The organism is Pseudoalteromonas sp. DY56-GL22 (assembly GCF_041414715.1).
GTDB classification, from domain to species: Bacteria; Pseudomonadota; Gammaproteobacteria; order Enterobacterales; family Alteromonadaceae; genus Pseudoalteromonas; species Pseudoalteromonas simplex.
The window spans coordinates 888884-912139 of the sequence record NZ_JANHZR010000001.1; the positions used below are offsets into that span (position 1 = coordinate 888884).

Below are 23256 nucleotides of genomic sequence, written 5' to 3' on the forward strand. Positions count from 1 at the left end.
AATATGATCTATGCTTGTTTTGACCAAACTGCTAACTCGTTACCACTTGGCTCTGTGAAGTGAAACCGACAGCCTCCAGGAAAATCAAACAAGGGCTTAATAATTGTTCCACCATGTTTTTCTACCTGCGCTTGCGTCTCTTTAATATTATTTGAATAAAGCACCAGTAGCGCGCCGCCATTATTGGTTAAGCTAGCTAATGGGGCTTGATAAAACCCGCCATCAAGCCCCGCAGATTCAGCGCTAAAGGCCGTGTATTCAGGGCCATAGTCGGTAAATTGCCATTTAAAAACCTGATGAAAAAATGCCTTTGTTGCGGCTAAATCTTTAGCAGCAAATTCAACATAATTTAGGCTATGGTGGTTCGACATGGTAAGCTCCTAATTTAAACTATTCTCAAGCGCCATAGCGCAATGAAGTGCTGTACTATCAAGTAATGGAATCGATGTATCTGCTTGTTGAACTAACAGCGCTATTTCGGTGCAACCAAGAATAATGGCTTCAGCACCTTGCTGAGTTAGATTATCAATAATGGTTAAATACTCGGCTTTAGATTCTTCCTTGATAACGCCTTTACATAGTTCATCATAAATCACACGATGCACTGTTTCACGCCCCTGTGCATCAGGGATTAACACGTCTATGGCGAATTTATCTGCTAAACGCTGCTTGTAAAAGTCTTGTTCCATAGTGAACTGGGTACCCAACAAAGCCACTTTCTTAAAGTTATGTTGGATCAGGTTTTCACCAACTGCATCAGCAATGTGTAATAAAGGAATTGCAACCGCAGCTTGTACTTGCTCAGCTAGTTTATGCATCGTGTTGGTACAAATTAATAAATAATCCGCGCCCGCGGCTTCAACTTGCTTAGCGGCCTTAATGAGTATCTCGGCCATCTGTGGCCAATCTTGTTGCTGTTGAAGCATAGCTATTTCGGCAAAATCGAGGCTAACGAGTACTATCTTGGCACTATGCAGCCCCCCAAGTTTGTTTTTAATGCCTTGATTTAAAAGCTGGTAGTAACTTTGTGTAGACTCCCAACTCATGCCACCGATTAAGCCTATTGTTTTCATTGCAGCTCCCTTTTATTTACTTAACACCATATGATATTGCACAGAACAAAGCTAGCAGATCATTATTTTACTAACAGATCGACTTAGTTGGTTCAGTTTCACTATTTAATACGTGCATGCAAATGATAACTACTATCTTTTCTGTTTGTCGGCGATATAATACGGGGTTTTCTTCTCGTGTTATTTTTTAAGGGATTATCATGCATTCTCAATCATTAGATGCAGTGACTACCAATCGCCCTAAAAATACAGCTAAAAAGCGCTCTGTGAGCCTATCTTATCGTGTTGCTGTGTTTTTGCGTTTCGTTGCAGCCATCATTGGTGGTTACGCCTTTACCAGTGTGCTTATTTCATTACTAGCTGTGTTATTACCACTTAATAAACTCGACAGCGTGCTGTTAACCACGACTCTATCGGTATTTTTTTACTGTTGTGTGTTTATTTGGGTGTTTGCAGTTAAGTCTTTAAAGACTGTTTGGATCACTATTTTACTAACAACTGGTGGGCAATTGCTGGCCCTTTCATTGATTAAGGATTGGTTATGAAAGAGAGCTTTTTCCGCTCAATGACTTGGCTTCATACCTGGGTTGGCTTGCTGGTATGCTGGTTACTGTTCTTAATCTTTTTTGCTGGCACCATCAGCTTTTTTAAAGATGAAATCACTATTTGGGCTAAACCTGAAACACACAATGTTCAGCATCAAGCACTACGGGTTCAGTCTCAAGCCGAGCAAATTAATTATGTGTTTGCGCAATTACAGCAACAGGCACCTAATTCATTATCTTGGCGGATAAACTTACCTGAGCCACGTAACCCTGTTTTAAGCTATGGGTTTGCTGAGCCTAAACAGCCAGGCCAGCGCCGAGCACCTTTCAACTACTCACATTTAGACCCTAATACCTTAGAGCAATTACCCGAACCTCGGGAAACTAAGGGGGGTAACTTTTTCTATCGCTTACACTTTGATTTACATTACATAGATGTATTTACTGCACGGATAATTGTTTGTTTAGCCTCATTATTTATGTTGGTAGCGCTTATAACAGGCATCGTGATCCACAAACGTATTTTTAAAGATATGTTTAGCTTTAGAGCAAACAAAGGCAGCCGAAGCTGGCTCGATGCACACAATGTTTCGTCAGTGCTGGCATTACCATTTCATATCATGATCACCTACACGGGTATTATTACACTGATTTTTATGCTGTTCCCCTACCCTGCCGAAACCGTTTATGAAAATGGCGTACGGCAGATGTTTAATGAGGCGCAACCAGTTAATAAGCGTGCAAAACCAAGTGAAGAGCAGCGCCCAATGGTGGCAATTAAAGATGTATTAGATCAGATTTATACTAAGTCGCCGAATGCTGATATTAGCTACGTGTTTGTAAGAAATGCGAATACTGCTTCCTCACAAATCGTGGTTTATTTGGCAACCGGCAAAGAGGTTGTAGATAACGGACCACGCTACTTATTCAATGGTGTAACGGGCGAGCTTGAAGCGAGTTCTGGCGAAGATTGGAGCGCTTCGGCGCAGTTTTATGACTCAATGACGGCATTGCATAGCGGTCGTTTAGCGGAGCCTTTACTGCGTTGGTTGTATTTTTTCTGTGGCGTAGCTGGCTGTGCCATGATCGCTACAGGCTGCATTATGTGGGCAAAACGCTTACGCGAGAGGCTCAAAGCAGAGCAAAAACCAAGCTTTGGTTTAAAGCTTGTTGAAAGTCTTAATTTAATAACTTTAATGGGCTTACCGCTAGCAACTTCAGCGTTCTTCATTGCTAATCGTTTATTGCCTTTAGAGTTAGCTGGGCGTGCCGATAAAGAAATACTCGTGTTTTTCTTAACTTGGCTTGCGGTGGCGCTTTCGGCTGTGAGCAGTATAGAAAAACGCCACTGGCGCTATAATGCATGGCTCAATGCAATAGCTTGCTTTCTCGTGCCCGTGGTAAATGCACTGACAACAGATGGTAATTGGATCACGTATTTACTAACTAATCAATGGGCCTTATTCGGTGTTGATAGTGCGTTTATTTGTGCTGGCGTGTTGTTTTTACTACAAAGCAAAAAAATAGCTAGTCACAAAGCTGTTATTAACAAGGCAAAACCAAGTAAAAATAGGGTGTTAAAGGAGCAACAAGGATGATGGAGTTACTGCAATTTAGTCTCTGCTTTTTAGGGTTTAATTGTTTTGCGCTGGCAAAATTCAATCATTTTCGTGATGTATTTAAAAAGAAATTAACCGAAAAACAACGAAATAGCTTTTTAGCCAGTGGCTGGATCAGTATTTTACTAAGTTTGGTACTTTGTGTGCTGTCTGATGCTGGGTACGGCGCATTGCTGTTTTGCGGTTATATGGCTTTAAGTGTGCTTATGCTCATGATTTTATACAGTTTTACTGTTTCATGGGTGAAGCATGTCAGTGTATTTACTATGTCTATTTTACTGTTGAGTGGCTTTTCGGTGATGATTTTGTAGTTTAGTTAGTAAAAAACTGATCTGATAGCTATTTGCAATAACGCTTAATTGATCAAATTTGTTTAAAAAAATGGGTAGGCAATGCCTACCCTAGCAGGGGATTAAATCGGGGGATCACATGTTGCTTCAATTTAACGAGGCTAAGTTTGCCTAGCATCCATTACAGTTGTGTTGCACATTCGTGATAGTTTAAAGACAGTTGTAAAGCCCCTTTACAAGCGACTATGGTCAACATAGATAAGTTCATCTGTTTTGAAGCCATATTCTTTTGCAGTGTTTATAAAGTCCTGCATTTGCTGTTTTGTCACGGTCGGTGTGCGCGACAAAAACCATAAATACTCTTTGTTATAACCTGTGATATAAGCGTATTGATAATTTTGCTTATCTAATTCAAACACCACGTAAGAGCTGTAAAATGGTCCAAAGAATGAGACTTCTAAGTGGCCTATGTCTTGTTGCTCTGCAAACTTCGCTTTACCTTCAGCTTGTTGCCATTCTTTATCTTCAGCGCTGTAACCCTTGTTGATAACCTTCACACTGCCATCTGGGTTAATTGAGTATTCGGCGGTAATGCCCTCAAGGCCGCGTTCAAATGAATGATCTAAACGTGCAATTTCGTACCATGTTCCTGTGTATCTGTTTAACTCAAAATTATCGACGGGTTTGATGTTGTCTGGCACGCCTGTACATGCAGATAAAATGACTGTGATACATAAAACCCCGATTAATTTTAATGATGTTTGCACGTTTTTACTCCCTTTAAAAATTAAACAAATTAATACGTTAATAGCACTAATTTAGTTCAATTACGGTAAACTATTAATGTCTAAAATTAAAGATTGAGAACAGCATGAAGATTTGGGTTGATGCAGACGCCTGCCCCGTCGTTATTAAAGAAATATTGTTTCGTGCCGCAGAGCGCACACAGACCTTTACCACATTAGTGGCGAACCATGCGATGCGAGTACCACCCTCAAAGTTTATTAGCCGTTTGCAGGTATCTTCGGGTTTTGATATTGCCGACAACGAAATCGTTAAACGTATTGAGCCGAATGATTTGGTGATCACCGGTGATATTCCCTTGGCTGCAGAAGTCATCGAAAAAGGCGCACAAGCGCTTAATCCGCGCGGTGAATTATATACGACCGAAAATATTCGCTCACGTTTAAACGTTCGTGATTTTATGGAAACAATGCGCTCAAGTGGTGTTGAAATGGCCGGTGGCCCACCGCCGTTAAGCCAAGCAGACCGCCAAAACTTTGCAAATAATCTTGATCGAATCCTAGCTAAACAGTTATGAGTGTCGTTAATAGTGCGCCACTGCAGGGTTTTGGTGATGATGCGTTTAAAGTCGCTGTTTATATAGAAAAGCGCCCGCCGATGCCTGCTTGGCAACAGCTTGATCATTTGCATGCAATGCAACCCGGCCAAATAAACGAAATAAACCAAGCATGTGGCAATGGTTGGCGCAAAGTTTTTAACGTGTATGGCAAAGTGCTGTTTGCACTACCAAGTGAATATTATGATTTTGCAAAAAGAGCATCTGATTGGCAGAGCTATCGCGATGAACAACTGCTGCAAGCACACAGCCAAACTACATTACTGTTTAGTCCGCCGATATTAGGCAAACCAGAGCAATTGCATATAATTGCAGGGCGAACACATGCTAAACAGCTTATAAATGACGGACTTTTGCATTGCCAATTAACTTGGCTTGATGATGAATTTGCTATTAGTAAATCAGATAAAGTGATTGTTTGCCCCTATTTTGATTATCGCCAGTTAAGTAATATTAAAATTGCACGACTTAGCCAGCTTGTTGCCGATATTTTTTCTTAGTTTCTAGTTTATTGCGTTATTGAGTTAGCAAACTAAGCTTTAAATACTGTAGAGCTTAATAGGAGTTTAGATGAAAACTCTGATCGAATTGTTAAAGTGTGAAAAATGGAGCTAAACCGATGTTTAAGCATTTACCAATAGTGAGTTTGTTTACAGCTAGCTCTGTTATGGCGAGTGCTGAACAATTGACTTTATATACTGAAGTGTTCCCACCCTATAATTTTGTGGAGCACAATCAGCTCACTGGTATTAACACCAAAATCATGGAATCTTTGTGCGAAAGAGCTAAGTTGAGCTGTACGTTTAGTGTATTGCCTTGGAAGCGCGCAATGTCACTAACCCTCGCCCAACCGAATGCAGGAATTTACTCTACTTCACGTACCGCAAAGCGAGAAACTCAATTTTACTGGGTTGGTCCTTTGGTATCTGGGCATTCATGTTTCTATCGCTTAAATGATCGAAACGACATTAAAGTAACGAGTACACAGTCGTTGCAAAACTACACCATTGGCGTATCTCGTGGTGATGTATATCAAACCGTTCTTGCTGATTTTAACCTTACTGAAGGCCAGCAATTTTTAACTTACTCAAAAAAGTTCGAAGAACTTAAAATGTTTAAGCAAGGCAAGCATGATTTACTGATTGGCTCCTCTCTCACTCTGTCAACACAATTGATGAATGTAGGTATGAGCCCAGACCAAGTCACACCGGTATTTGAGTTAAAGCACCCTGCTTTAGTGGGTAATTATTTAGCACTTAACAAAAACACATCGCCGGAGGTAGTTACTAAGCTGCAACACGCCCTCGATACCATGAAGCAAGAAAACCTGATTGACCCTTTTGTTGATCAGTTTGTCGAAGAGGATAGGCACTCTCACGGCGAAGCATCCAAAGTATCAGAGCAGTGCTTAAATGGCTCTGCCATTTATTAAATTGGAGTGATTTTAGGTAAGTTAGCCGCTATTTTTCTTATTTTTGAAGTCAATCGCGATTTTTCGCGCTCGAACGCAAAGCCATTGCCTGATCTTAAATTGCTTTTTATAGTGACAAATAAAAAGGGCAAAAAATTATGAAACCAACTCCACTCTTCAAAAGCTTAGTGCTAGCAGTATGCTTAGGCACAGCAGGTGCTGCTCAAGCTTACGATCGTATCACAGGCCATAACTTTGCTAGTCGTTCTGAAGTCATCGCACAATCAGGGATGGTTGCTACATCACAGCCGTTAGCTACGCAAGTAGGCTTACAAGTTTTAAAAGACGGCGGTAATGCTATTGATGCGGCTATTGCAGCAAATGCAGTACTAGGCCTAGTTGAACCAACAGGATGTGGAATTGGCGGCGATTTATTTGCCATTGTTTGGGATAACAAAAGCAAGCAACTTTACGGTTTAAATGCCTCTGGTCGTTCACCACAAAGCTTGTCTTTTGAAACTTTAAAAGCACAAGGTGACTACATTCCTGCTTATGGGCCATTGCCTGTCTCGGTACCTGGTGCTGTAGATGGTTGGTTTGAGTTACATAAAAAGTTTGGCAAAACACCAATGAAAGCCTTACTCCAACCTGCTATCGACTACGCTGAAAATGGCTTCCCTGTGTCTGAACTGATTGCCTATTACATGCAAAAAAGTGTGGCTGCGCGTGGTAAATATCCAGGCTTTAAAGATGTATATATGCTTGATGGGGCAATGCCAGAAAAAGGGGAAATCTTTAAGAACCCTGCCCTTGCAAACACCTATCGCAAAATTGCCAAAGGCGGCCGCGATGCCTTTTACAAAGGCGATATTGCTAAAGAAATTGGTCGCTACATGAAAGAAAACGGCGGCTACTTATCGTATGAAGATTTAGCTGCGCACCATAGTGAATGGGTTAAGCCTGTGAGCGCCGATTATAGAGGATATACGCTTTGGGAATTGCCACCAAATGGCCAAGGTATTGCAGCACAGCAAATTCTGAATATTCTTGAAGGTTACGATATCAAAGCTATGGGCTTTGATAGCCCAGAATACGTACACACCTTTGTTGAAGCGAAAAAACTCGCGTTTGCAGATCGTGCAAAGTTCTACGCCGATCCTGCATTTAACACCATTCCCGTACAAACACTTATTTCGCAGCAATATGCTGATGAAAGGCGTAAACTGATAGACCCTAACAAAGCTGCAAAACGTGACCACGCAGGCCCAGTAGAAGGCGATACCATTTATATGACGACCGCCGACAAAGACGGTAACATGGTTTCGCTTATTCAAAGTAATTACCGTGGCATGGGCTCAGGCATGACACCTGCAAAATTAGGCTTTGTATTGCAAAACCGTGGCGAAATGTTCGCCCTTAAAAAAGGCCACATGAATCAATATGAGCCAGGCAAACGACCATTTCATACAATCATTCCTGCGTTTGTCACCAAAGATGGCAAGCCATATATGAGTTATGGCGTAATGGGCGGCGCAACACAGCCACAAATGCATGCTCAAATACTTATCAACATGATTGATTTTGGCATGAACCTACAAGAAGCCGGTGATGCACCACGTATTCTGCACACAGGTTCATCGCAGCCAACCGGCGAGATCATGGAAGACGGTGGTTTTGTAAGCTTAGAGTCAGGTTTTTCGATGGAAACCCGCCGTGAGTTAATGAAAAAAGGCCACACCTTACAAGACGCGGTTGGCCCATACGGTGGTTATCAAGCAATATTGAAAGACCCAAAAGCCGGCGTTTATTACGGCGCATCTGAAACCCGCAAAGATGGTCAGGCCGCGGGGTATTAGGCTATTGTAGGTTGGGTAGAGCGCAGCGAAACCCAACAAGCTAGCGAGTTTCAAGAGTAAAGTTAGCGAGCTTTGATGTAGTAGCGATTTCACATCGCGTAGGCGTGAAATTTATTTCACGCGATGGTTCATGGTTCGCTAACTCCCAACCACCTACCCTGCAAATAAGATCAAAATCAGCGTTAAGCCGTTTTTCTGAATATCTTTAGTACCGATAAAAAATTTATAGTTAGCAATGCATTACCTTCTTTGGTAATAATAGAATTATTAAATAAATGAGCGTGGCATCGACAGAAATATGCGTGTCGCATAAATACTAAAATGTTATGTTTTCCTGAGGTTTAATTGAAATTTGTAAAGTATTCTTCAAATGGCAACTCAGTTGGTTTGGATGATAATATCAATTGCTATTGGCAAATTAATGAACTGGGCGAAATTATTAAAAGTATTGAGGTACAACCAAATGCTGAGCTTCTTAAATATTCGAAGCAGCATCAAGCTGATTCTTATGGTCAATTACCCGAAGGTATTATAACACCAGATAATTTAAATGATCGGAGTTACGGTACTTGTACGCTTTTAACAGAAAATGACTTTGACAAAGTGTGGTCAAAAAAGGCGATCAACTTTAATTGAAAACATAACAAAGTGCTTAAGGGCGGACGCAAAACGATTGGCTTGAGCTCCTTCGTCGCAAATTTTAGCAAAGCATTTTGTGAGATTTAACACGGCGTTATGTCATGAAGAATAGTATCCCAATTTTACTTTTGCTGTTGAGTGTAAGCTCGGTTTGCAATGCGAAAATTGATATTGAATATCGAATAACAGAAGTCGCAAATAGCAAGTTAAGCTACGGTCTTAGTGTAAGAGCTCCGGCTAGTGATTCTAAACAATTAGTTCCATATTGGCATCGGAAAGCTAAAGAGATATGTGGCTCACAAAATTATAAAAACTCGCAGTTAATAAAAAAGGAAACTCAATGTGGAGATGCACTAAGAGTTAATAGAAGCGGACAAAAATGCGAAGTTATTCCAGCCTCAGTATTTGGCACACTCCGATGTGAAAGCATATAACGAACTGTTTCATAGTGAACAAAATTCAGTTGGCTGATTTGGCTCCGCTCCAGTTTATAACCAAAAAATTGCATATTAACAGGGGGTTAGGTGCGCATAGCTAAACGTTTGAGTCTTTTATTATTTTTGTTTCTTCCTCGATTGGTTTGCGCTTGTATGTTACCAAATCAAGGTGAAGAATATGATTCGTTAATTAAACTTGAAAAGTTAGAGAGTGAAAACAGTTATCGTATCTCGATTCCTCGAGTTATTGAAAACTCTAGTGGCTGGCCAACTGTAACGTTAATTTATACTTCTCACGATTTAGACAAAGATTGTAAAGAAGAAATCCTTAGTGATGGAACTCAACTGTTATGCCTCCCTCAAGAAGAGAATCGTGAAGAATTAACTCTAAATAGCACTTGGAAAAAGGCAATTGACTGGCTATCAAATAATAATTTGTACGAAGGAGAGATTCAAATCATGGAGCAAGAAAACTACTCAGTCGAAATTTCTGTAATGTGGGAAACCGAATTGTGTTTAACATTTGGGCGTAAAGCAATTGGCGGGTAGCAAGCATATCTAATAAGCGCATTAATTAATGAACGTCTTAAGCTTAGTTGGCGCTCGTTCATAGTTAATTATAGTCAAGCTTAATACGCCCTATTTTGCGGTATTATATTTCTTGGAGGTAGGGTTTGAAGATTATCTCTGCAAAATTAAATATTGAACCTTTTCACTCTCTTAATAAAAAAGATATAAAACGTATTTTTTCTTTGGTTCCTGAAGAGTGGAAAATGGCTATCGATCAGGTTGTTTTGAGCTCCGAGTTGTTCGAAAACTCTCGCTTTGATCGACCAGTAATTCATAGTTCAATAAGTCGCAGGTTAAACGTACTTTCTCGTGGTCTAACCAAACGACGCATGGTAAAAGAAGTATTACGTGAGCTGGCATTAAATGGAGGTGTAGCACAATCAGGCTTCGCAAACCATGTATGTAAAGCTGAATTAGTCAAGCTGGATGAAACAGTTGAGCCATTTGTTTTAGCTTTTTTTGAAGATGAAATATAGCAAACAAATGTTGTTGTTCACTGCGTTCCCAAGGATGTAAACACCTGAGCTAAGTCATTTAGCTCCGTATTTTAGCCAAGCTTAAAAGTGGCCCCTCTTGAAGTTTTGGTAGCGAATTACTAGAGTAAAGTTAGCAATGTATTACGTTATTTGTTTATAGTAGATTTACTAAATACATTAACGTGACGTCGCCAGAAATATGCGCGATGCATACATTATAAAATTTTTATCTGCTATGAGGAAATCACTATCAGTTACTCCGAAAAAGCACTTATTGAATGTTGCAATTTGATTGCGGAAGACTTAGGTGTTCCAAAACCAAAATCAAACGACGTAGTAGATAAATTAACGGAAATTCTAGTTAACCGGGAAAGCTATATTTGCATGGAACAAGGCATTATTACTCAAGACGAATTAGCTAACCTTGTGTTTCAACACCTCTATAACTTGGTAAATAGGGAGTTCGCTTCTACCCATTCAATAACCTGCTCAAAAGGTGTTGAAATACATGCCAAAATTAAACGAGCACTTTTACAAAATGCCATATAACAAACGTATGAATTCGTTACCTTCGGCCACTCAGACAAAAATACGGCGCTGCTTCGTCGCTAATTTAGGCCAATAATTTTAGCCCTTTATGGGGGCGTGTATATCGAGAGTTGATGTTTAATTTACTAAAAGAGAAACTAAAATTTGCTATTTTACTTGCGCCAGATGCTTTTGCTAATTCTCTAGTTTGTATCGTTTGGGAGCCTCTTTATAGGCTATGTATTTTAGTCGGTCTTGCAGAAACAGGCTTGGAGTGGTTTCCATTTAAATTTGGTTTAATAGTATTTGCTCTGCTTTTCAGTTATCGATACACCGTCTATTTAATAAAGAGAAAAAGTAAGTAGCCATATAACAAGCCGTTTAAACGGGGGTCTAAAACTTGGCTTACGCTCGTAACTTGCCGCTTATTGGGGTGTTGGTATCAAATGAAAAGTTCTGAGTTATATGAAGATTGGGGTTTACCTTATATCATCATCGGATCAGGTGTACTAATCGCTCGTGAACAGGCTTTAAGAGTGATTGAGTTGTTATACGAAAAAGGTTTTTACTTCTTGGGGTACGACGCCTTTACAGTTTTCCCAGATGGTACTAGACAACCACATATGGAATTCAACGCATCATTCAGCAGGGAAAGACAAATAACGTCTATGGAAGCTATTGAAACTATCAATGAAGATCCATCAGAGATTACTCACTATGAATTTTATTTTCGGCCACAAGCCTAACAAGCGCCATCAAAACACCGCTTCGCTTACCCAACGAGCTCTAAAGGATGAAAAACGCTTGGCTTGCGCTCCTTCTTCGCTGATTTTAGCTAAGCATTTTGTGTGGTTTAGCACGGCGTTGCCTTATAGAAAATTCACCTAATACAGACGACCTAAAAAGTTTTTCCCTAGGAGTGAGTTTGTTGACTCAAGGCACAAAGCTGATATTCAAAGCAAGATTAAGCTCAACTATTAAGTGAAGTTACCAAGTTCAAAGAGTAAAGTTAGAACCATCGCGCGAAATAAATTTCACGCCTACGGTAACTAATCCATCTCAGCAGCGAATAGGCATCAACGACTTACAGCTTAAAGCGCCTTACTCTTTCCCCTTGTAACTCGCTAACTTTACCTAAGTTTGTTGGGTTTCGCTGCGCTCTACCCAACCTACGAGTTGACAGCTCTAGAACGTAGCTAACTCCCAACCACATACCCAGCAAAACCAAGCACTTTAAAGTACTGTTTAGGGGTGCTGAAGCGGGTTTCATTCATTAACTCTGAAAAACGAATTCGGTCTAATGGGTAAAACTCGTGCTCTAGGTTGTGGCGCATGCGTTCTACGCCGACTTCGGTTAAACCTAACTGCGTACAGAGCTGTAGTTGAGATTCGCGCTCAAAAGCGGTTTCTGGGCGCATTAAATCGGCAATGTATAAGTTGCTCGATTTTTTAAGTTTGCTGTGAATCGCTTTTAATAGCGCTTTTTTATCGCCGTTATCTTCAACAAAGTGCATTACCAGTAAACACAGTGCGGCGTCACATTGAGTGTCGATGTCGTTGATATCACCGCAGTGTACTGTTACGCGATCGCTAATGTTATGCTGGCCAAACTGTTGCTCGGCAATATCGAGCATGTCTTGTGAAATGTCTTGAGCAATAAATTGCCAGCTTGGTTTTAGCGCCGCTAATTCAATGATTTCTTTACCTGTTCCGGCACCAATCACTAAAATGCACGCTTCATCGCTCAGCGTGGCTGCAAGTTGTGCCGCGGTTGCTTGATGTAATAGCTCATAACCTGGAACTAGGCGCAAAATGCGTTCGTCGTAATGATTTGCTTCTTCGTGGTTAAAAGTTGGCATGCTAATCCTTTAAATAACTGAGATGGTCGAATAACCACCTGGTTTTTTCGCCACATGCACTTGCGTGGCAACGCGTTCGGTCATTTCTGATACGTGCGAAATAACCCCTACTTTGCGGCCTTGTGCTTGTAGTGAATCAAGAGCATCCATCGCGATGCTTAACGTTTCACTGTCCAACGTACCAAACCCTTCATCGATAAACAAAGAGTTTATTTGCACTTTATTCGACGACAACGAGGCAAGCCCTAGCGCCAGTGCTAACGATACCAAAAATGACTCGCCGCCCGATAATGTATTAACAGAGCGCTGCTCATCGGCCATGTCTTTATCGATAATTGCGATATCGAGCGTTTGCCCTATGGCTGTTAATTTGTAGCGTTTATTTAGTGTCTGTAAGTGACTATTCGCGTAGTGCAGCAGTATTTTTAAGGTTTGCGTTTGCGCTAAATTACGCATGGTTTTGCCGCTGGCATCCCCCAAGACCTTATTGAGTATATGCCAGTGCTCATAGCTTTTTTGCTGCTCAACTAATAGCTTTTGTTTATCTTCAAGCGCTTGGCTATTTTGTTGATGGGTTTTAAGCTCAGTCGCAACTTGTAATAGTGCATTATTCGCTTGTACATGTTGCTCTGTGGCTTGATTAAGCTGTAATTGTAGCTCATCTTCACCGAGCGCTGGCTTTTCTTTTTGATGCTGAGCCAGCGCCTGCTGTCGCTGTTTTAAAAGCGCCTCTGCGTCTTTTAAGCTGCTCTCGGCGGTGTGGTAATCTGCCAGAGTTTGTTTAATTTCAGCGGGACTTATCGTTAATAGCTGACTAACTGCTTGCTCATCCAAACTTGGGTGCTGCGCTTTAAAATCGTTAAACCAAAGGCTAAATCGCTCATTAAGCGTCGCTTGCTCTGCGGTGAGCTCTTTTTCACGCTCGTCAATATTGGCGATTTGAATGGCTTGTTCGTCACGCGCCTTCACCGCATTACTATGGTTTGTCTGGGCAAGTTGCAGTGCCTGCTGCGCTGAATCTATCGCCTTTTCAAGCTCTGCTATAAACTCATCTACCGATATCGCCGCGTTACTAAATAAGCCCTCGCGCTTTGATTTTATCTGCGTGAGTTCGTTTTGAGTTTGGCTTAGTTGCTCGTTGCACTGAGTTAAGGAGGTATGTGCTTCGTTTAGCTGCGGCGTTACATGTGCAAGGTGCTGCTCAATGGCTTTTAAGTTCGTTTTAAGCTCATCCGCCGTTTGCAGCGAAGCTTGATAAGCCTCAACATGCTCTGCAATGACCTCTAAAGAAACGCTTTGTGTATTGAGTGCCTGCCACCAAGGTGCACTGGTGAACTGTTGATTCAGGGTCGTATAAAGCTGCTGATGCTCATCATTGAGCTCGTTTAAACGTGTTTGCTGATTATTCAGCTGTTGCTGTAATTCGTTTAACTGCTGCTCTTTGCCATGTAGCGCTTGCCCTTGCTGATTATACTCAGCTTGCTTAGCCGCAAGCGTGTTTTGCAGCTGTTGTTGCTGTTCAAGGGTTTTGTAGTATTGCTGTTTTTGCAAGCTGAGCTGTTGTTGACGCTCGTTTAACTGATCTTCGGTTAAATCATTTAGCTCAGTACGATTAGCCGCCATGGTTTCTTTGAGGTTCTGTTGTTGAGCGCTCAGTTCCGAGATTTGCCCGCTTAACGAGCTTATCTGTTGGCTGCATGCCGCCAGCTCATTACTTTTAGCTTGCTGTAATGCTTGCTGAGCTTTTAAGTGCTGTTTGGCGTTAGTTAGTTGGTTGGTAAAGTCGTTAATAAGTTGACTAAATTGCTCGTTAACCATTTCTTCATGCATAAAAGGGTGCTCTTTTGAGCCACATACTGCACACGGTTCCCCTGCCTTTAAAGTGGCGCGTAACTGGCTAACCCCTTCACTGGCTCTTAACTGCACTTGCTGTAAGTTTTGCTCACAAAACGAAACCTGCTGCTGTGCTTGCTCTGCCCCTTGCTGCGCATCTTTTAATGCTGTTTGTAGTTGCTGCTCCGTTTGGCTTAAAGTGTTTAGCTGGGTTTGCCAATTTTTTAACTGCTGATGATTAGTTTGCCATACTTGGCGCTTTTCAATCAGGTGTTTAATCGCATCAAGCCTAGCGTCGATATCTGCCATTGATTGGGTGTTTAAACTCGATTTAAAGGCGGTATCTTGCTCATTTAGGCGCTTAATTTCTTGCTCAAGGGCTTGATATTGAGTTTTACACTGCTGCGCAGCTGCTTGCTGCTCATCAATTTTAGGTTGAAGAGCTTTTACGTTTTGCTGTGATTGGCTAATTGTGTGCAGTTGCTGGCTAAAGCGGCTTAACTCACTTTTAAAGAATGACCAGTCTTTTGCTAATGGTTGCCATTGTGCATGTGTTTCTAAATAGCTATTTATTTGCGCTTGTTGATCGAGCTGTTTTTGCTGCTCTGCTTTATGGCTGTTTAGTGTATTAGTCAGCTCTTGATGATGGTGCTTAGCTTTCTCTGCTTGTACTTTTTGCGCCGCTGCTTGCTGGTTTAATACAGCAAGTTGCTTATCTAACTCTCGGGCCTGGCTAATAATAGGCTGCGCGTCTTTTTGTGCTTGCTTTGCTTGGTTTAGTTGCGCGGTTTGCTTCTCAAGCGTTTGCTCAGCGTCTTTGATCACTGTTTTATGATCAACATTTAAAAGCTGCTCACGGTTTTTAATAAGTTGCCCATGTTGAGCAGCAATCGAAGTAACGCGCTCGCGGTTATCTTTTATTTCTAGGCATTGCTGGGCTTGTTTCGCTTCAGTGGCTTTTTCAGCAAGCGCGTGCATTTGTTGCTGTAATTCTTGCTTTGCTTGCTCTGCCTGGTTTAGCTGTTGTTGCTGCTGAGATGCTTGCTTGTACCACCCTTGGTACTGTTCAAATTGTTTTATTTGCTTTTGCAACTCAGCAAGTTTAGCTTCAAGCGCTTTTTGTTCTGCTTGTTTCGTTTCGACCTGTTCAGGGCTTAAAACCTGATAATTACTTAAACTTAACTTTAACTGCTCTAATGCTTGCAGCTGCTCACGATGGCGTTCAAAAATTCGCTGACCAATACGGCTAAATTTATCGGTGCCTGTTAAGCATTCAAGTAGTTGCGCACGCTCATCTCCGGTCGCTTTTAAAAATGCCGCAAATTCATGTTGCGCAAGAAGGACTGCTCGTGAGAACTGCTCAAAGCTCAAACCGATAATACGCTCGATTTCTTTACCTGCCGCGCTTCGATCGGCGATTAGGGTTTCATCGGGTAATGAGTGCAGGCTATGTTGTGCAGGTTGTAACTTGCCATCGGCTTTATTACGCGCTCGGCTAAAGCTTAACCTTGCTCGGTACTGTTGTTTATCTTGGCCAATAAAGTCGACTTCTGCATAGCCTTGCCCTGCCCCGCGGCGTAATAAGTTTCGCGAGTCATTGAGTTTGATATTGTCGCCGTTAAAGTCAATTTTATTGCCTGTATCGCCGCGTAACCTTGCTGTTTTGTTATAAAGTGCTAAGCAAATGGCATCGAGTAATGTGCTTTTACCGGCGCCGGTATCACCGGTGATGGCAAACAACCCTGCTTCTTTTAAAGGCGAAGCGCTAAAGTCGACTTCGGCGTCTAAGATAGAGGCTAGTTGGTGAACACGAATCGCTAAAATTTTCATAGTAGGTCCTCTGCATTCAATTCATCGATCACTTGGCTTAGTAAGCTTTCTAATTCTTTTGGCACCGTCTGCCCTGCCATATCTTTATTGTTTGCAAATGCTTGCTCTAAAAGTGAATGTGGATTTAGCGCTTCAATTTGCGAGACATCTTCAAATAGGGTTTGTTCATCGTCTTGCTGGTTGCTTTGCTGACGTACTCTTTCAATGCCACAAAACTTAACCTGCTTACCTTCAAGGGCTTGTTCTATTTGTTCTCTGAAAGTGGTGTCAGTGTCATGGGCGCTCAATTTAACCCGCAGATATGGCGCTAAATCTTCATCTGTTAAATCGAGCTGTTTTATAAGCTCACAGAGTTCGTTAAGTGGTACGCAGTCTTTTTCTGGTAGTAACATGACTTTACAGAAGCTAGGAATGTAAAGGGGGTTTACAGAAGTACCTGAGTCAGTAAGCTCGACTATTACAACTTGATGTTGGTAACGCCTTTCAGAAAATGACATCGGCATTGGCGTGCCACTGTAGCGAATGGTCTCTTTCTTCGCGACGCTTTGAGCCTTATGAAGATGCCCTAGTGCGACATAATCAGGTTGATCAGTAAATATGCTTGCCGATATCGCATCTTCACCACCAATCACTAAGTTACGTTCAGAATCAGATGAGATGTCTCCACCTTTTGCATGCAGGTGGCCCATAGCAATTAATGGCGCGCTTGGTAATTCGCTTGCTGCTTGTAATGCATCTTTGTAGGCAAGGGCAACGGCTTGGTTGTAACTTAACGGTTGCTCTTGTTGGCGGTTATAACTGCTTAAATCACTACTGCGTAAAAATGGCATAGCAACAACATTCGCATCGCCATTTTTTGTGCTGATTGGCAGTACTACTTCATGAGGAGCATTGCTATCAAAGCGGCCAACAACATGGGTATCAAACTGAGCCAATAAAGGTTTTGCCGCCATAATACGATTTGCTGAATCATGGTTACCAGCAATTATCACTATGTGTAAGTCAGGGCAATGTTGCTTAGTGGTTTTAATAAATTGGTAGAGTTGGTTTTCTGCGCTGGCAGGAGGTGTTGCCGTATGATAAATGTCACCCGCAACCAGTAGTAAGTCGATCTGTTCTGACACAAGCGTATCGGTTAACCAAGCTAGAAATGCTTGATGCTCATCGAATCGGGAGTGCTCGTAGAATTGTTGGCCTAAATGCCAATCAGATGTATGAAGGACTTTCATTTAACGCTCTTATTATTTATTAAGAGCGTCAATATACCTAAGCTGAGCTAAGATGCCCAGCCTGGTTTGTTAACTTAAGCTATACCAAGCAAAAACCACCATTGGCAAAGCTAACAATGCCATTATCATAGGTACTTTAAGCGCTTTAGTCTGCTTAGCTTGTAAAATCTTAAGGGCATTTGTTTCATTACATGCCGCTACTTTGTCGATATAAAAATACCCTGAATCTAGGTACTGTTTACAATTTTGTTCGTCCGCTGGAATTGCAATTAGTTCTTGTTGTTTTTTTAGGATATAGAAATCCATACGCTCACCGAATTCTATGCTGATTACCAAACATTTTGGGGTTTAAAATGCATGCTGCGTAGACCCCAAAATCAAAAAAGTGGGCGATTTTAAATATAAATGGCAGTAAATTTCAATAGCAAATGCTACAAAAATTACTTAATTGCAAAAAATAATTATGGATAGGGTCAAAATAACCAATGAAGATGACCAAATTAGCCATTTGTTAGCTCTTTTAATCTCTGGTTTTGTTCGTGATAGGGCGTCTGATTCATCACATGCATTGATGACCTCAACAAACTTAAAACCACGTTCTTGGTACTCGTTTAAGATTGATTCTTGCGCAGGAATGGCTGCTAAACGAGAGTCTTTTTTTACAATATAAAACTTCATCTAATCACCCTTTCATCATTAACTAGAATTTAAGTCGATTACCTTCTCTTTAACTGTAATGCTTTGGAATGAATTAGTGCTGAATTAAAATTAATCAGTTTTTGTAAACCCCCTTTACAAGATATTAATTAAAAAAAGCAACAATTAATCTTGATTAGTAATAACCGATGAATACTACCTGAAAAATACCGCAATTTATCGTGATAATGTTGCAACTTTGTTTTTAGTTTGCGATGTTACGGTTGCAAACTAATTACAGGATAAACAATGAAAAAAGCAGTTCTCAAATTGAGTGCTTTGGTATTGCCTTTAGCAGTATCTTCAGCTGTTATGGCGTCATCTGTTGAGCAAACTAAAGGCTCATTCGTTGACAAGTTCCGTCAGCTAGATGAAGCACTTCCAACTCCAAACGTATACCGTAGTGCGGCCGGTGAGCCTGCTGAAAATTACTGGCAACAGCAAGTAAACTACGACATCGATGTAAAGCTAGATGAAAAGAAACGTCGCTTAACAGCAAGCCAAACTATCGAATACAAAAATAACTCGCCGCACACCTTAAAGTATCTTTGGTTACAGCTAGACCAAAATATCTTTAAATCTGACTCAATTGCTGAAATGACATCTACTTTCAATGGTAAAACATTGCAAGGTGATCCTCAGCCAAAATCAACTAAATTGAGCTTAGGTCAGTTACGTCGTCAGCAATTTATGGCCGACAACGAGCTGGGTTATCAAATCGCCAATGTTAAAGACGAAGACGGAAAAGAGCTTAAAGTTACTGTAGTAGATACCTTAATGCGTATCGACTTAAACGAGCCGCTTAAACCGGGAAAAGACGTTGAGTTCAGCATGGACTTCGCCTTTAACATTGTTGAAGAAGACGCCGTTGGTGCACGTTCAGGTTATGAACACTTTGAAGAAGATGGTAACGATATCTTCTTATTAGCGCAGTGGTTCCCTCGTCTTGCTGCATACACTGATTATGAAGCGTGGACTAACAAAGCTTTCTTAGGCAGCGGTGAGTTCACACTTGAGTTTGGTGATTACGATGTAGAAATTACAGTACCTGCTGACCATATCGTATCGGCAACGGGTCAGCTTGATAACCCAAGCAGCGTTCTGACTAGCACACAGCGTAAGCGTCTTGAACAAGCTGAAGATGCTAAGCGCCCTGTTTTCATCGTGACTGAAGAAGAAGCGTTAGAAAACGAAAAAGAAGGCACAAACAAAACGAAAACATGGCACTTTAAAGCTGAAAATGTACGTGACTTTGCGTGGGCTTCTTCACGTAAGTTTATGTGGGATGCAAAAGGCTACCATCAAGGCGGTAAAGATCAGCCGTTAGTAATGGCTATGTCTTTTTACCCTAAAGAAGGTGGTGACCTTTGGAAGAAGTACTCTACTGAGTCAGTAGTTCATACAATGGAAGTGTATTCACGCTTCTCGTTTGACTACCCTTACCCAGTTGCTCAATCTGTAAATGGCCCTGTAGGCGGTATGGAATACCCTATGATCACCTTCAATGGCCCGCGTACAGATCTACAAGAAGATGGAACTCGTACCTACTCGCAAGCAGAAAAACGCTTCTTGATCGGTGTGGTTATCCATGAAATTGGCCACATTTACTTTCCTATGATCGTCAATTCTGATGAACGTCAATGGACGTGGATGGATGAAGGCCTTAACAGCTTCTTAGATGGTGTTGCTGGTCGCGAATGGGATCACACTATTCCTTGGGGTGTTGAGCCTCGCGACATCGTTGAGTACATGAAGTCTGAAAACCAAGTGCCTGTTATGACACAGTCAGACAGCGTATTACGTTTAGGCCCTAATGCTTATACTAAGCCTGCTGCTGCACTTAACATTTTACGTGAAGTGATCCTTGGCCGTGAGCTATTCGACTTTGCATTCAAAGAATATGCACAGCGTTGGAAATACAAGCGCCCTACTCCTGCTGATTTCTTCCGCACTATGGAAGAAGCGTCAGGTGTTGACCTTGATTGGTTCTGGCGTGGTTGGTTCTACACCACAGATCACGTTGATATCTCGCTAGACAAGGTTTACCAACTTCGTTTAGATACCAAAAATCCTGATATCGACTTTAATCGTTTACGTGATATCGAAGCTGACAAGCCAATGCCGTTATTCGTAAAACGTAATAAAGAAGAAGGTAAAAAACTGTGGGTTGAAGAAAACCCAGATGTAACTGACTTCTACGACGAAAACGACCGTTTCACAGTAACTAACAAAGAGCGTAACGCGTATAACAAATTCCTTAAAGGATTAGAGCCTTGGGAGCGTAAAACGTTTGAGCGTGCAATCAAAGAAGATAAAAACTACTACGTACTTGAGTTCTCAAACTTAGGTGGTTTAGTCATGCCTATCTTATTAGAGCTTACTTATGAAGATGGTACGAAAGAAGAGCAGTACATTCCGGCTGAAATCTGGCGTCGTAACCACAAGCATGTACAAAAGCTAATTGTTACAGAAAAAGGTAAAAACCTAGTGTCTGTTAGAGTGGACCCTCGCTGGGAAACAGCGGATGTTGATGTAGAAAACAATAACTACCCTCGTCGTATTATTCCATCACGTATTGAAGTGTACAAACGTGAGAAGAGTAAAGCGAAAGTCAGCCGCGATATCATGCAAGATATTAAAACTGAGCTGAAAAAAGACGACGAAAATGATGCCCAGGAGCAACAATAATGCGCTTTATAGCCATTATTTTTGCTTTATTACTGAGTGCGCCAACCATGGCGCACCAGTTAAAAGCGTCTGTGACTACCGTGTTATTTAACAAACGCACCAACAATATTGAGCTGATGCATCGTTTTTATTTACATGATACAGAGCACGCCGTTGAATATTTGTTTGACGGCAATGCTGATATTTTATCAAATAAAGAAGATCAGAAGCGTTTTGCAGATTATGTTGAGTCACATATTGCTCTACAAACTTTAGATGGCAAGCCGCTTGAGCTTAAAGATGTGGGTGCGCAAGTTGATGGTAAATTCTTTTGGGTTTATCAAGAAGTCATGATCCCTGAGGGAATTCATGGTATTCGAATGAGCAACGTAGCACTTCGCGACCTATGGCCAACACAAGTGAATATGGTAAATATTGAGGGTAAAGGTAAGGTAAAAACGCTGACCTTTAGCCAAGATGATACTTGGCTTGAAGCTAGATTTGAACCGGTCAATCCAGAGTAATAGCAGTCCTAAAGGATTAAAAAAGTTACTTTTTTAATCCTTTGATCCTTTAATAAACCCATTTCGTAAACTATCTTATTAATGGGCATCAACATTTTCCCACTTCTCATATACAGGGATTTATATGACTATCCATGACAACAATATCCGTGGCGTAATTTTTGACTTAGATGGTACTTTGGTTTCATCGGAGTTGGATTTTTCACTGATCAAAGCACAGGTAGGCTGTCCGCTTGATAATGACTTACTTGCTTACATTGCTTCGTTACCTTCGCCTTACATGCGTGAAGAAGCGATGAATATTGTTCATCAGCATGAACTTATTGATGCGCAGCATGCGCATTTATTGCCAGGCGTTGCTGAGGCAATTACGAGGCTGAAAGAAAATAACATCCCGATGGCGATTGTGACTCGCAACTACGACCGTGCAGCTGCCATTAAATTAAAGAATAATCCCTTACCAATAGAAACCGTGCTGACTCGCTCTGATGCGCCTGCTAAGCCTGATCCAAGTGCTTTAAATGCGATTGCGACATTATGGGAGCTTGATCAGTCTGAGTTACTTTATGTCGGCGATTATTTATTTGATATACAAGCAGCTCACAATGCCAACATGCGTGCTTGTTTGTACGCGCCAGATGAAATTCCTGAGTATGCAAATCAGGCCGATTATGTAATGCATCATTTTTCAGAACTACCTACTTTGGTTGACTCATTCCAAGAAAATAAAGTGTTATGTTAAATAGCTTTGTTTTTTATTTTTCCTGAGATTTATTGTTAGTTTTTTATTTTTCAAAATGCCCTAGTACTAGCCCAAGCGGTCATGAGTTGCTAAAATATCGGCAATTATCAAATGTATTCATAGAGGCATAAGATGGGCAGAGCATTTGAAGTCCGCAAAAACGCCATGGCTAAAACAGCCAATGCAAAAACTAAAGTAAATTCTAAGTACGGTAAAGAAATCTACGTTGTTGCTAAAAATGGCGAACCAGATCCAGAAGTAAACCAAGCGCTAAAACGTATTATTGAGCGTGCAAAAAAAGACCAAGTTCCAGCACACGTAATCGACAATGCGATTAAAAAAGCAGCCGGTGGAGCAGGGGAAGACTACTCTCCAGCACGTTACGAAGGCTATGGCCCGGGTAACTGTATGGTTATTGTGGACTGTTTAACTGATAACCCTAACCGTACTATTAAAGATGTACGTTTACCGTTCACTAAAACAGATTCAAAAATTGGTACACCGGGCTGTGTAGCGCATATGTTCGACCACTTAGCTGTTTTAGGCTTTGAAGGTGATGACGACGAAGTTGTACTTGAAGCGCTAATGATGGCTGATGTAGACGTAACAGATGTAGAAGTAGAAGATGGCAAAGTATCTGTATTCGCTCCACATACTGAGTACTACAAAGCAAAAACAGCTCTTGAAGAAGCATTTGAAGGTATCAACTTTGAAGTAGACGAAATCACGTTTGTTCCACAAGTTCATACTGACATCACTGATCCAGATGATATCGCAAACTTTGAAAAGTTTATTTCTATGCTTGATGACTGTGATGACGTGCAAAACGTTTATCACAATGCGATTGTTAAAAACTAATTTTTAAAAAATTAGTACGTATTAGTACGTAAAAAGGGGCATTTGGTAACAAATGCCCCTTTTTTAATAGATTTTCATTATGCCATGAATGGTGGCTATTCACTGTCGTTATAAGTTTATACCAATACGCTTAATTTAGTGGTCTATTTTGAGGCAATAAAACCTCGTTGATAACAAGGCAAAAATTTCGTTATTTAGTTGTGCTCGGCAATTG

24 protein-coding genes are annotated in these 23256 nt (G+C 41.1%); 16 read left to right on the forward strand and 8 right to left on the reverse strand.

The genetic code is table 11. The features are described from left to right. Positions 1–8 precede the first annotated feature (8 nt). Positions 9–371: a VOC family protein gene (locus NO991_RS03820; protein ID WP_054553363.1), complete on the reverse strand. Its 363-nt coding sequence runs from the start codon at positions 369–371 to the stop codon at positions 9–11. 9 nt (positions 372–380) lie between these two features. Beyond that, positions 381–1073, reverse strand: coding sequence for an aspartate/glutamate racemase family protein (locus NO991_RS03825; protein WP_339980352.1), 693 nt, complete (start codon positions 1071–1073; stop codon positions 381–383). A gap of 200 nt (positions 1074–1273) precedes the next feature. Between NO991_RS03825 and NO991_RS03830 the strand changes: the two genes are divergently transcribed. The 3 genes from NO991_RS03830 to NO991_RS03840 are packed head-to-tail and all read left to right on the forward strand — an operon-like array spanning position 1274 to position 3548. After that, a complete protein-coding gene (locus NO991_RS03830) occupies positions 1274–1618 on the forward strand; it encodes a hypothetical protein (RefSeq protein WP_206004023.1) in 345 nt (114 codons plus the stop codon). Next, entirely contained in the window at positions 1615–3216 is a 1602-nt protein-coding gene (locus NO991_RS03835) for a PepSY-associated TM helix domain-containing protein (protein ID WP_371351694.1), read from the forward strand. The genes NO991_RS03830 and NO991_RS03835 overlap by 4 nt, the downstream gene beginning before the upstream one ends. Then, the gene (locus tag NO991_RS03840) at positions 3213–3548 is read left to right on the forward strand and encodes a DUF3325 domain-containing protein (protein WP_054553366.1); all 336 of its coding nucleotides are present in this window, start codon (positions 3213–3215) and stop codon (positions 3546–3548) included. The genes NO991_RS03835 and NO991_RS03840 overlap by 4 nt, the downstream gene beginning before the upstream one ends. Positions 3549–3760: 212 nt before the next feature. Here NO991_RS03840 and NO991_RS03845 read toward each other — a convergent pair whose 3' ends face one another. After that, a complete protein-coding gene (locus tag NO991_RS03845; protein WP_371351695.1) occupies positions 3761–4294 on the reverse strand; it encodes a lipocalin family protein in 534 nt (177 codons plus the stop codon). A gap of 104 nt (positions 4295–4398) precedes the next feature. Between NO991_RS03845 and NO991_RS03850 the strand changes: the two genes are divergently transcribed. The 9 genes from NO991_RS03850 to NO991_RS03890 all read left to right on the forward strand — a co-directional run bounded on the left by NO991_RS03850 (position 4399) and on the right by NO991_RS03890 (position 11550). Then, positions 4399–4848: a YaiI/YqxD family protein gene (locus NO991_RS03850; protein WP_138599750.1), complete on the forward strand. Its 450-nt coding sequence runs from the start codon at positions 4399–4401 to the stop codon at positions 4846–4848. Then, a complete protein-coding gene (locus NO991_RS03855; protein WP_138599749.1) occupies positions 4845–5387 on the forward strand; it encodes a hypothetical protein in 543 nt (180 codons plus the stop codon). The genes NO991_RS03850 and NO991_RS03855 overlap by 4 nt, the downstream gene beginning before the upstream one ends. Before the next feature lie 119 nt (positions 5388–5506). Next, the gene (locus tag NO991_RS03860) at positions 5507–6319 is read left to right on the forward strand and encodes an ABC transporter substrate-binding protein (protein WP_138599748.1); all 813 of its coding nucleotides are present in this window, start codon (positions 5507–5509) and stop codon (positions 6317–6319) included. 137 nt (positions 6320–6456) lie between these two features. Then, positions 6457–8154 carry a gamma-glutamyltransferase gene (ggt, locus tag NO991_RS03865; protein ID WP_300358371.1) on the forward strand — a complete coding sequence of 566 codons (1698 nt, stop codon included), beginning with the start codon at positions 6457–6459 and terminating at the stop codon, positions 8152–8154. Between the two features lie 345 nt (positions 8155–8499). After that, positions 8500–8790, forward strand: coding sequence for a hypothetical protein (locus tag NO991_RS03870; RefSeq protein WP_300358374.1), 291 nt, complete (start codon positions 8500–8502; stop codon positions 8788–8790). Positions 8791–8894: 104 nt separating this feature from the next. Further along, entirely contained in the window at positions 8895–9227 is a 333-nt protein-coding gene (locus tag NO991_RS03875; RefSeq protein ID WP_235377423.1) for a hypothetical protein, read from the forward strand. Positions 9228–9383: 156 nt separating this feature from the next. Continuing rightward, positions 9384–9779 (forward strand): hypothetical protein, encoded by a 396-nt coding sequence (locus tag NO991_RS03880; protein WP_235377424.1) that lies wholly within the window; start codon positions 9384–9386, stop codon positions 9777–9779. A gap of 125 nt (positions 9780–9904) precedes the next feature. Beyond that, positions 9905–10276, forward strand: a complete 372-nt coding sequence (locus NO991_RS03885; protein ID WP_235377425.1) for a hypothetical protein — start codon at positions 9905–9907, stop codon at positions 10274–10276. A 974-nt stretch (positions 10277–11250) separates the two neighbouring features. Next, positions 11251–11550 (forward strand): hypothetical protein, encoded by a 300-nt coding sequence (locus NO991_RS03890; protein ID WP_209327805.1) that lies wholly within the window; start codon positions 11251–11253, stop codon positions 11548–11550. Between the two features lie 450 nt (positions 11551–12000). Here NO991_RS03890 and NO991_RS03895 read toward each other — a convergent pair whose 3' ends face one another. The 5 genes from NO991_RS03895 to NO991_RS03915 all read right to left on the reverse strand — a co-directional run bounded on the left by NO991_RS03895 (position 12001) and on the right by NO991_RS03915 (position 18233). Further along, complete coding sequence (locus tag NO991_RS03895; protein ID WP_138617169.1) at positions 12001–12663, reverse strand: class I SAM-dependent methyltransferase; 663 nt, start codon at positions 12661–12663, stop codon at positions 12001–12003. A 9-nt stretch (positions 12664–12672) separates the two neighbouring features. Next, on the reverse strand, positions 12673–16326 hold the full coding sequence (locus tag NO991_RS03900) for an SbcC/MukB-like Walker B domain-containing protein (RefSeq protein ID WP_371351697.1): 3654 nt from the start codon (positions 16324–16326) through the stop codon (positions 12673–12675). After that, the gene (locus NO991_RS03905) at positions 16323–17555 is read right to left on the reverse strand and encodes an exonuclease SbcCD subunit D C-terminal domain-containing protein (RefSeq protein WP_371351698.1); all 1233 of its coding nucleotides are present in this window, start codon (positions 17553–17555) and stop codon (positions 16323–16325) included. The genes NO991_RS03900 and NO991_RS03905 overlap by 4 nt, the downstream gene beginning before the upstream one ends. 69 nt (positions 17556–17624) lie before the next feature. Further along, positions 17625–17861 (reverse strand): hypothetical protein, encoded by a 237-nt coding sequence (locus tag NO991_RS03910; RefSeq protein ID WP_054553375.1) that lies wholly within the window; start codon positions 17859–17861, stop codon positions 17625–17627. Between the two features lie 138 nt (positions 17862–17999). Further along, the gene (locus NO991_RS03915) at positions 18000–18233 is read right to left on the reverse strand and encodes a hypothetical protein (protein ID WP_054553376.1); all 234 of its coding nucleotides are present in this window, start codon (positions 18231–18233) and stop codon (positions 18000–18002) included. A gap of 267 nt (positions 18234–18500) precedes the next feature. Between NO991_RS03915 and NO991_RS03920 the strand changes: the two genes are divergently transcribed. The 4 genes from NO991_RS03920 (at position 18501) to NO991_RS03935 (ending at position 23042) form a co-directional block, all read left to right on the forward strand. Then, on the forward strand, positions 18501–20939 hold the full coding sequence (locus NO991_RS03920) for a M1 family metallopeptidase (RefSeq protein ID WP_371351699.1): 2439 nt from the start codon (positions 18501–18503) through the stop codon (positions 20937–20939). After that, positions 20939–21442, forward strand: a complete 504-nt coding sequence (locus tag NO991_RS03925) for a DUF6702 family protein (RefSeq protein WP_371351700.1) — start codon at positions 20939–20941, stop codon at positions 21440–21442. The genes NO991_RS03920 and NO991_RS03925 overlap by 1 nt, the downstream gene beginning before the upstream one ends. Positions 21443–21566: 124 nt before the next feature. Beyond that, positions 21567–22184 (forward strand): HAD family hydrolase, encoded by a 618-nt coding sequence (locus NO991_RS03930; RefSeq protein ID WP_054553379.1) that lies wholly within the window; start codon positions 21567–21569, stop codon positions 22182–22184. A gap of 132 nt (positions 22185–22316) precedes the next feature. Next, positions 22317–23042: a YebC/PmpR family DNA-binding transcriptional regulator gene (locus NO991_RS03935; protein ID WP_054553380.1), complete on the forward strand. Its 726-nt coding sequence runs from the start codon at positions 22317–22319 to the stop codon at positions 23040–23042. Positions 23043–23256 lie beyond the last annotated feature (214 nt).

Coding starts and splice junctions, on each gene's coding strand:
- NO991_RS03820 (WP_054553363.1), bottom strand. CDS start 371: ATGTCGAACCACCATAGCCTAAATTATGTTGAATTTGCTGCTAAAGAT.
- NO991_RS03825 (WP_339980352.1), bottom strand. CDS start 1,073: ATGAAAACAATAGGCTTAATCGGTGGCATGAGTTGGGAGTCTACACAA.
- NO991_RS03830 (WP_206004023.1), top strand. CDS start 1,274: ATGCATTCTCAATCATTAGATGCAGTGACTACCAATCGCCCTAAAAAT.
- NO991_RS03835 (WP_371351694.1), top strand. CDS start 1,615: ATGAAAGAGAGCTTTTTCCGCTCAATGACTTGGCTTCATACCTGGGTT.
- NO991_RS03840 (WP_054553366.1), top strand. CDS start 3,213: ATGATGGAGTTACTGCAATTTAGTCTCTGCTTTTTAGGGTTTAATTGT.
- NO991_RS03850 (WP_138599750.1), top strand. CDS start 4,399: ATGAAGATTTGGGTTGATGCAGACGCCTGCCCCGTCGTTATTAAAGAA.
- NO991_RS03855 (WP_138599749.1), top strand. CDS start 4,845: ATGAGTGTCGTTAATAGTGCGCCACTGCAGGGTTTTGGTGATGATGCG.
- NO991_RS03860 (WP_138599748.1), top strand. CDS start 5,507: ATGTTTAAGCATTTACCAATAGTGAGTTTGTTTACAGCTAGCTCTGTT.
- ggt (WP_300358371.1), top strand. CDS start 6,457: ATGAAACCAACTCCACTCTTCAAAAGCTTAGTGCTAGCAGTATGCTTA.
- NO991_RS03875 (WP_235377423.1), top strand. CDS start 8,895: ATGAAGAATAGTATCCCAATTTTACTTTTGCTGTTGAGTGTAAGCTCG.
- NO991_RS03880 (WP_235377424.1), top strand. CDS start 9,384: ATGTTACCAAATCAAGGTGAAGAATATGATTCGTTAATTAAACTTGAA.
- NO991_RS03890 (WP_209327805.1), top strand. CDS start 11,251: ATGAAAAGTTCTGAGTTATATGAAGATTGGGGTTTACCTTATATCATC.
- NO991_RS03895 (WP_138617169.1), bottom strand. CDS start 12,663: ATGCCAACTTTTAACCACGAAGAAGCAAATCATTACGACGAACGCATT.
- NO991_RS03900 (WP_371351697.1), bottom strand. CDS start 16,326: ATGAAAATTTTAGCGATTCGTGTTCACCAACTAGCCTCTATCTTAGAC.
- NO991_RS03905 (WP_371351698.1), bottom strand. CDS start 17,555: ATGAAAGTCCTTCATACATCTGATTGGCATTTAGGCCAACAATTCTAC.
- NO991_RS03910 (WP_054553375.1), bottom strand. CDS start 17,861: ATGGATTTCTATATCCTAAAAAAACAACAAGAACTAATTGCAATTCCA.
- NO991_RS03915 (WP_054553376.1), bottom strand. CDS start 18,233: ATGAAGTTTTATATTGTAAAAAAAGACTCTCGTTTAGCAGCCATTCCT.
- NO991_RS03920 (WP_371351699.1), top strand. CDS start 18,501: ATGAAAAAAGCAGTTCTCAAATTGAGTGCTTTGGTATTGCCTTTAGCA.
- NO991_RS03925 (WP_371351700.1), top strand. CDS start 20,939: ATGCGCTTTATAGCCATTATTTTTGCTTTATTACTGAGTGCGCCAACC.
- NO991_RS03930 (WP_054553379.1), top strand. CDS start 21,567: ATGACTATCCATGACAACAATATCCGTGGCGTAATTTTTGACTTAGAT.
- NO991_RS03935 (WP_054553380.1), top strand. CDS start 22,317: ATGGGCAGAGCATTTGAAGTCCGCAAAAACGCCATGGCTAAAACAGCC.